The organism is Peptoniphilus sp. (assembly GCF_050943655.1).
Classification (GTDB): Bacteria; Bacillota; Clostridia; order Tissierellales; family Peptoniphilaceae; genus Peptoniphilus_A.
The window spans coordinates 1-8,241 of record NZ_JBMNPQ010000064.1 but is presented as its reverse complement, the minus strand read 5'-3'; the positions used below and the strand labels follow the sequence as shown (position 1 = coordinate 8,241).

10 protein-coding genes and 1 pseudogene are annotated in these 8,241 nt (G+C 36.3%); 4 read left to right on the top strand and 7 right to left on the bottom strand.

Features of this window, described 5'->3' with window-relative positions; translation table 11 throughout:
* Positions 1-6 precede the first annotated feature (6 nt).
* From ACOX6R_RS06340 to ACOX6R_RS06330, 3 genes are read left to right on the top strand one after another with little or no spacing between them, the layout of a single operon-like run.
* Positions 7-105, top strand: coding sequence for a hypothetical protein (locus ACOX6R_RS06340; RefSeq protein ID WP_433448416.1), 99 nt, complete (start codon positions 7-9; stop codon positions 103-105).
* A 7-nt stretch (positions 106-112) separates the two neighbouring features.
* Positions 113-331: a helix-turn-helix domain-containing protein gene (locus ACOX6R_RS06335; RefSeq protein WP_433448412.1), complete on the top strand. Its 219-nt coding sequence runs from the start codon at positions 113-115 to the stop codon at positions 329-331.
* The gene (locus tag ACOX6R_RS06330) at positions 321-806 is read left to right on the top strand and encodes a hypothetical protein (RefSeq protein WP_433448410.1); all 486 of its coding nucleotides are present in this window, start codon (positions 321-323) and stop codon (positions 804-806) included. Before ACOX6R_RS06335 ends, ACOX6R_RS06330 begins: the two co-directional genes overlap by 11 nt.
* A 12-nt stretch (positions 807-818) precedes the next feature.
* Here the strand turns inward: ACOX6R_RS06330 and ACOX6R_RS06325 are convergent, their stop codons facing one another.
* Complete coding sequence (locus ACOX6R_RS06325; RefSeq protein WP_433448408.1) at positions 819-1,337, bottom strand: nitroreductase family protein; 519 nt, start codon at positions 1,335-1,337, stop codon at positions 819-821.
* A 374-nt stretch (positions 1,338-1,711) separates the two neighbouring features.
* Between ACOX6R_RS06325 and ACOX6R_RS06320 the strand changes: the two genes are divergently transcribed.
* Positions 1,712-2,374: an S-layer homology domain-containing protein gene (locus tag ACOX6R_RS06320; protein WP_433448406.1), complete on the top strand. Its 663-nt coding sequence runs from the start codon at positions 1,712-1,714 to the stop codon at positions 2,372-2,374.
* A gap of 1,500 nt (positions 2,375-3,874) precedes the next feature.
* On the opposite strand, the gene ilvA is transcribed toward ACOX6R_RS06320, so the two are convergent.
* From ilvA to ACOX6R_RS06290, 6 genes and pseudogenes are all read right to left on the bottom strand, one after another.
* Positions 3,875-5,083, bottom strand: a complete 1,209-nt coding sequence (gene ilvA / locus ACOX6R_RS06315; protein WP_433448414.1) for a threonine ammonia-lyase — start codon at positions 5,081-5,083, stop codon at positions 3,875-3,877.
* Between the two features lie 7 nt (positions 5,084-5,090).
* Positions 5,091-5,312, bottom strand: a complete 222-nt coding sequence (locus ACOX6R_RS06310; protein ID WP_433448404.1) for a DUF951 domain-containing protein — start codon at positions 5,310-5,312, stop codon at positions 5,091-5,093.
* Between the two features lies 1 nt (position 5,313).
* The gene (locus ACOX6R_RS06305; RefSeq protein ID WP_433448402.1) at positions 5,314-6,162 is read right to left on the bottom strand and encodes a mechanosensitive ion channel family protein; all 849 of its coding nucleotides are present in this window, start codon (positions 6,160-6,162) and stop codon (positions 5,314-5,316) included.
* A gap of 4 nt (positions 6,163-6,166) precedes the next feature.
* Positions 6,167-7,246 (bottom strand): hypothetical protein, encoded by a 1,080-nt coding sequence (locus ACOX6R_RS06300; RefSeq protein ID WP_433448400.1) that lies wholly within the window; start codon positions 7,244-7,246, stop codon positions 6,167-6,169.
* 100 nt (positions 7,247-7,346) lie between these two features.
* Positions 7,347-8,027, bottom strand: a complete 681-nt coding sequence (locus tag ACOX6R_RS06295) for a DUF554 domain-containing protein (RefSeq protein ID WP_433448398.1) — start codon at positions 8,025-8,027, stop codon at positions 7,347-7,349.
* A gap of 1 nt (position 8,028) precedes the next feature.
* Positions 8,029-8,241, bottom strand: a pseudogene (locus ACOX6R_RS06290) (8-oxoguanine DNA glycosylase); the annotation flags it as partial.

Here is an 8,241-nt window from a genome sequence, read left to right as displayed (position 1 = left end):
GTTGGTATTTTTATTTATTTGTTGTTGTCACAAGTTTTCTTCATTCTTTCGGACCTTGTTGCCGAGGGAACCCGTTTAAAAGAAGAAAATGATCTGACTATATGAGGTTTTTATGGGAAAGATAATTGTTAATTTAGATGTGGAACTTGCGAAAAATAAAATGACGCTCACTGAGCTTTCGGAGATTGTGGATATAACTCTTCCTAATTTGTCTATTCTTAAAAACAATAAGGCAAAGGCAATTAGGTTCTCGACTCTTGAGAAGATTTGCGAAGCTCTTAACTGTGATGTGTCAGATATTTTGAAATACGAGGCGAATGATGAAAGATAACTATGTTAAAAAAACTATTTTTGTGATGTTTGTTTTGGCCATACTTGGTGCAGTTTGTCTTTATTTTTTATCAGACAATAGAATTGAGGCTGCCAAGAGAGTTTCCTATGTTTTTGATGTGGATATTTCTAAAAATGCTACAAGGGATAAGGAGATTTACAAGGAGCCTAGCTTTCATGGTGACGGAATAAGTGCTGTTAAGTTAATTGTTCCAAATGATGAGGCTTATAGAATTGAAAGTGAGCTAAGTCGCAATAAAAATCTTAGAAAGCTAGATGATACTAATGGCTATGTGAAATCCGATATTAATTATGCTAGGGAAAAGGGCATGCCGATAGGCTATCCAGAGGAATATGAAATTTATGCCAAGTCAAAAAATAAAGGAACAAGTGAAGTGGAGTACTTTGCCAACCACTACTTGCTCCTCATTTGTAAAAACAAAGGCGAGTTAATCTTCATAGAATCAGACACTTAACTCACAAAAGTTTTAGAACTCGTTGTAATGAACCTTTGAGCTAATGTCGAATTCTTCGTGATCCTTTGTGCCCATTCTCTTGTATCCAATTGGGATAAGACATGCAGCTCTGTAAGGTTCTTTTATGCCAAATTCGTTTTTGAAATATTCTTTGTAATCAGTTTTGTCTTGAGTTTTGCCTTCAACAACATTTATCCAGCAAGTTGAAAGGCCTTCTTCTTCGCATAGAAGTTGCAAATAACTTGCTGCTATCGCAGACTCTTCAACCCAAGTTTTGCAGATTTCTGTATTTGCAATTACAATTACAATAGCTGGTGCTCCTGCCAAGTACATTGTGGCAAAGGAGTTCATCTCAGATAATTTTTGGATTTTTTCCTTATCATCAACTACAACAAATTCAACTGGATGTGAATTGCCATTAGATGGACCCATTGATGCATACATTAGAAGATTTTCCAACACTTCTCTATCTACTTCTTTATCTTTGTATTTTCTGACAGAACGTCTTTTTAAAATTATATCTTTTAACACAATATCACCTCTTTATCATTTTAACATAAAGGCTAAAAATAAGAAATTATTGAAAACATAATTATTTTATTTACAATAATCCAAAATGTTGCCCATAAAGCTTGTAAACAACAGAGTTTAACGAATGAGAAAAACTTTGAAAATATTTTCATAAAACCCTTGACAATTATATCCCAGTAAAGTACAATATAGGAGAAGTGAAAACTTTATCATCTTTTTTCTTCCCTTAGAGAGTGGTAAATTAATACATAAACCGCTCTCTTTTTATTTGTTTCATTAATGTTACAAAGGAAGTCACTTTGTAACACAATCTTAAAACAATTTCTGTGATAAATTCCAACATTTTATATATAATTAAATTGAAGGTGATATAGATGAAATTTTTTAAAAAAGTTTCATTGATCTTTATCTCATCGACACTAATTCTAACAAGTTCTGTGTTTGCAAGATCTTTTAACGACACAAGAGGCCATTGGGCATCCAAATCCATTAATGTCATCACTAAAAATAGGATAATGAAAGGTTACGAAGACAATACCTTTAGGCCAGATGAAAGTATGTCTAGAGCAGAGTTTTATGCAGTAATAAATAATTTGGCAAAGCTAGACAAAACTTACACAGTAACATTTTCTGATGTGAAAACATCGGACTGGTACTACAATGATGTGGCTAAAGGAATAAAGGCCGGTTACTTGACACCGACTACTGGACCTCTAAATCCTGACAGAGAAATTAGTAGGGAAGAAGTTGCAGAAATATTGGGCTACATGTATTCATTAAAGCCAAATGCTTCTGCCACAAATGAATTTAAAGATGCATCCACAATAAAAGCATCAGCTAGGGGCTATGTAGGAGCACTTGTCGAAGCGGGGGTTCTAAAAGGATATGAAAATGGAAACTTCTATCCTAAAAGATCAATGAGAAGATCAGAAGTAGCTGTGCTTATAAGATCTCTGGTAGATAAATATGGTCAGCCAGACCAAAAAACATTAAACAATAGCAAAATAAAATTTGGAAGTAGAGATCTCTACAGGTGATAAAGGCATTTAAATATGCCTTTATTTTTTTGTTTGTTTATTTGTTTAAAATAGAATGGATAGTTTAAGGAAGTGTTTTGAAGTTACCTTTTCTGGAGTCATCCTGAGCGGAGGAGGAGCTTCGCGACGACGTAGTCGAAGGATCTGTAGGGTCATGGTGGCGATGTGTTGTCGTCTTAACCAAATTTTGTTTTGGAGTAATTCTCCTTTTCGCTATTTCTTTAAAACGATTAGTTCTCGCTCGAATGCTTTGCAGATCCCTCGACTGACGCTCGGGATGACGGGGAGCAGACGCCGTGTTCCAAATAAGTCGTTCCTGTACTTATGATTTATCCGCTTTATATGGAGAAAACCCCCTCCATCGTCATCCTGAGCAAGGAAAATTTATTTTCCGCGTCGAAGGATCTTTAGGGTAAAGGTGGCGATGTGTGGTCGTCTTAATGAGAAAGAGTTTTGAAGTAATTCTCCCTTACGCTATTTCTTTAAAACGATTAGTTCTCGCTCGAATGCTTTGCAGATCCCTCGACTGACGCTCGGGATGACGAGTAAGAGGTGACGACAGGTGTTTAGGTTGTTTGCCGAGGGGTTTTGTTACTCCTTGATGTTATTTTGTTAAGACGATTAGTTCTCTCTCGAATACTTTGCAGATCCCTCGACTAACGCTCGGGATGACGGGCAAGAGGTGACGACAGGTGTTTAGGCTGTTTGCCGAGGGGTTTTGTTACTCCTTGATGTTATTTTGTTAAGAAGATTAGTTCTCGCCCGAATGCTTTGCAGATCCCTCGACTAACGCTCGGGATGACGGAGTGTGGGGGCGTCATCCTGAGCAAGGAAAATTTATTTTCCGCGTCGAAGGATCTGTAGGGTTATGGTGGCGATGTGTGCTCGTCTTAATGAGAACACGTCTTGGAGTGATTCTCCTTCACGTTTTTTCTTTAAAACGATTAGTTCTCGCTCGAATGCTTTGCAAATCCCTTGACTAACGCTCGGGATGACGAGTAAGAGGTGACGACAGGTGTTTAGGCTGTTTCCCGAGGGGTTTTGTTACTCCTTGATGTTATTTTGTTAAGACGCTTAGTTCTCGCTTGAATACTTTGCAGATCCCTCGACTAACGCTCGGGATGACGGGAGGGAGGCTTTCCAAATTCTTTATAAATAGAAAAAAGGATATGTCAGGGGAACGTTACTTGGCCTAGCGGTCCTTGAGCGGTTCCTCTGACATACCTTTTTTCGTTTATTTTATTCTTTATTTTTATGATTCTTCGTAAGGTCTTCTAGTTAAGACGATTAGTTCTCACTCGAATATTTTGCAGATCCCTCGACTGATGCTCGAGATGACAGGTGGGGGGTTTTTTCATCAAAACGATTAGGTTATTTCTCCACTAGGTACAGATTCCTCGACTTCAAAATAACAAACAAATGACTTTAAAAGTATATTCAATCCCCACTAAATCCAATTAAAAAAACCCACAAGTGCTGTGGGTTCTTTAGTCTTATTTTTTAAAACTGTGGATTGTTATATTTTACTTTGAACACGTAGAAGTTTTCGTTTAGCATTGTTATCAGTGCGTTTTGGTGATCAAGGTTTCTTGTATCAACTACTACATTTACTATCATTGAGTCGATTGTGTCACTTACTACGTCTATATGTTGTCCTATTTGGACAATGTTTGCGCCCTCTTTTTCAAGTAATTTTGTAAGATTTGTAAGTTCGCCCGGTGCATCGTTAAGTTTTACTCTAAGTTCCATTCTTCTGTTTGTCTTATAAAGTCCTTTTTCGATAACTTTTGATACGCGAGTTACGTCAATGTTTCCGCCTGATAGTACGCAACATACTTTTTTGCCTCTGTGGTTAAACTTCTTATACATAAGTGCTGCAACTGTTGATGCTGCTGCTCCTTCTGTTATGATTTTATTTTGTTCAAGTAGTGTAAGTATTGCTGAAGATATTTCGCCTTCTGTTACTAAGACTATGTCGTCGACTAATTCTTTAGTCATTTCATAAGTAATGTTTCCAGGAGTTTTTACTGCAATTCCGTCGGCAATTGTTGAGCCGCCCTTTACTGTTACGATTTTTCCTTCTTTTACTGATTCGTACATCCCTGGAGAGATTTTTGTTTGTACTCCAATTATTTTGATATCAGGATTAATGCTCTTTGCTGCTAGTGCAATTCCAGAGATAAGTCCTCCACCACCAATTGGCACTACAATTATGTCTACATCTGGAAGTTTATCCAATATTTCAAGTCCAACTGTTCCTTGTCCTGCGATTACTTTTTCATCGTCAAATGGTGCGATAAATGTGTAGCCTTCTTCTTTTGATAGTTTGTCTGCATAGGCCGCTGCATCGTCAAAGGAATCTTTTACTAAAACAACTTGTGCTCCATAATTTCTTGTCGCTGCAACTTTTGAAAGTGGTGCGTGATAAGGCATGCAGATTATTGATTCTATGCCTCTTTCTGTTGCTGATTTTGCAACTCCTTGTGCGTGGTTTCCAGCAGAACATGCTATTACGCCTTTTTCTGCTTCTTCTTCTGTAAGTGTTGCAATTTTGTTAAATGCTCCCCTAAGTTTAAAAGATCCTGTATCTTGTAGTACTTCTACTTTTAGATAAACATCGTCTCCCAAGTTTGGTGCATAAACTACGGGCGTCTCTTTAATGTGACCTTTTAACCTTTCCTTAGCATCATAAATTTCTTTTACATCCATCATTTTTTTAACCTTCTTTCTTGTGATGTACTATACTTATAAATTTATCATCAACTAGAATTTTTCTTACCCTTTTTTCAAAATCCATACGGCTCATCCAAACTACTCTGTCACATCCAAGGCATCTTAGTTTTATGTCGACGCCCTTTCTTGTTATCTCCCATTTGTTTTCGCCACAGGGATGTCCCTTTTTTAAAGTGACAATGTCCCCAAGTTCATAATTTAGCATATTACCTCCAAATTTCGTTTTTTACTCTAGGAGTTTTTATACCTTCTCTTTGCATTATTTTTAATATCTCTGCTCTTATTGCATATTCTAAATCGTATTGATCGCCCTGCTTTGTAAAATAGACCAAAGTCATTTTGTAATAGCTAGAGCCATTTTCTGTAACACCCCAAAATTCTGGGCCTCTGACCATCTTATCATCTTTCGAATACTTTGCAATTCCCGTCTCGATTAGTTCTTGAACTTTTATAGGATCTTCTGAGTTATCTACATAAAAATCAATGACAACTCTCGCATCTCCTCTTTGTTTGTTGGCAACTATGTCGATTTTGCTATTTGGTATTATGTGAAGGACTTTATTAAAGTCGCGTATCTTTGTAACTCTAAGTCCCAAGTACTCCACAGTTCCTGTAATATCTTCTATTGTAACTATATCGCCAACGGCATATTGATCTTCAAATATTATAAAAAATCCATTTATAAGGTCTTTTACAAGGTCCTGTGCCCCAACCCCAATTGCCAGTGAGAACACACCAAGTGTTGCAAGTATTGGCGCAACAGATATATTAAAGACGCTCATTATTATTGTTATTCCAATAAATAATAGAGTAATCTTTATAATTCGCCTAATTAAGTGCGACACTGTAACGATTCTATTGTATGATCCAAGTTTTCTAACTTTATCTTGATCTAGCTGTCTATTTATAAACTTGTCCGTAAGTTTTAAAATGACAAAAATAGTCACAATTACTATTAAGACAACTACAAATCTCTCCCATGTAACCAAACCGTTAAAAGTGGATCTTAAGGTCGTGTCAACATCTTTTACCGTTTCTCCAACATTATTTTCCATCTATTCACCTCTCGATATAATTAGTGTCAAGCTGAGCATCTTTATCTTGAAGTAGGTTTGTGCTTGTCACTTTATAAAAGTTTAGCTCGCCATTTCTTAGAGCTCCAATAGTAAGCCCATTAATTTGCATCTTGTCTAGAGAATAGCCAAGCCTTGTGTAAAATTCGCCACTTGTGCCAATCTCTCCACCAATATCGCTTGGCCCATAGACATAAATTGAGCCGGAAATGCTCGTCATGTGATTTACATTTGCTGCAATTATGTGCTTATCTGTTTCTTTTAATTTGTAATTATACTCTGTAATTATTCCTGAATGGAGTATATAAGTCTTTCTGCCCTCTGTAAAGATGTCTGAAATATTTGGCACATATTCTGCATAAATTTTTTCGTCGTCAATCAGCCTATATAGCTTTTGGTCTGTCAAAAATAATGTGGAATTTTTTGCATTATTAATGAACATGACGATCTCGTGCGCCAACTCTTTTTTGTATTTGTTATTTCCATCAACGCGATACACAACGCTAGTATAGCCATTTGCATGAGTTACAAGCTCAGCCACAGAATATTTGTCCTCGCTACTTATGTCGTGAGTCAAAATTTGGTTTCCCGTCTCATATACTTCTGTGAGAGTCGTGTCATTTTGGAGCGTAAGAAGTTTTTCCTTGTCGCCATCTTTTACGTGAAAGACCATATTTGCATTTTCATAACTTATATTAAATATCTCGCCATTTATCTTTACAGTGTTAATCGGCTCGCCCATTTCAGAATAAATTTGAACTTTACCTAAATCCTTTTCATACAAGAAGGCGTAATTGTTAGAAAAATAAGCCTCTACATCTTCGCCATCTGTCTGAACTTTTTTTAGAATATTGCCTTCCTTGTCGCTTATGTAAAGTACTGGATCTGCCCATATAAACACAGATTTATTATTTATATTAAAATCTTTAATAGGTTCAACTACAGAGACTCCTTTAAGCCTTACAATTGTTCTCTTTTTGTTGTCTTCTCCAAAAATCGTAATCAGTAGCACGATTAAAAATATTATAATTAAACCTATAAAGAAGTGCTTCTTTTTTAATTTCAATTTCTCACTCCCTTTTTTTATTATAACATTATTAGAAGAATTTTCATATTTTTTGATATATCACTTTCACGTTTGTATAAAAAAAAGAGGCCGCTGCCCCTTAAATAATTATTTTAAATATTCCCACAATAATCGGCACAAGAATTGCCGGAAGTGAGTTTGCAAGTTTTATATCCGTTAGTCCTATCATGTTTAGTCCAATTGCAATTATTATGATGCCGCCTGTGCCAGAAATATTATTTATTATTTCTTCTGTCATAATAGGTGCAACAAGACTTGCCAGTATAAATATAGCTCCCTCATAGATTAAAACAGAAATTGATGAGACTGATATTCCAATTCCAAGACTTGCTGCAAGGAAAAATCCAGATATCAAGTCGAGCATTGCCTTTGCAAGGAGTATTTCGTTATTTCCTCTAATCCCTGCCTCAATGGATCCAATTATACTCATGGAGCCTATGCAAAAGAGAAGTGTCCCCGTAACAAAACCCTCTGCGAGGTTTGAATCTTTTCCCTTTACATATTTATTTTGCATTTTAAGTGCAAAGTTATTTAGACCTCTATCCAAGCCAAGGCGAGTGCCGAGAAGTACTCCAATAACAATGGATGAGAGCATTATAATCATGTCGCCAAGAAGAGCCGATGTTATGCCAATAATTATCGTGCAAATCCCCAAGTATTTCATTATTTCTCTGTGAATATCTAGAGATATTCGACCACCAGCTTTAGCTCCAAAATAACCGCCAATTAAAATGCCCAGCGCATCAATTATTACTGCCATTTCACTTACCTAACTTATTTTCCCTTCCATAATAAAATAAATATTGATTGGCAAAACCTGCATTTTTTCCAAATACATCTCTACCTCTTGATGCAATTTTACTCTTTGGTGTCTCGACCTTAAGGTATAGCTCTTCCATAACCCTTTTTATCCAAACATCAACTGGAAAAGACTCGACTCTGTCGTATGCAAATAGAAGTATGCAGTCTGCGAC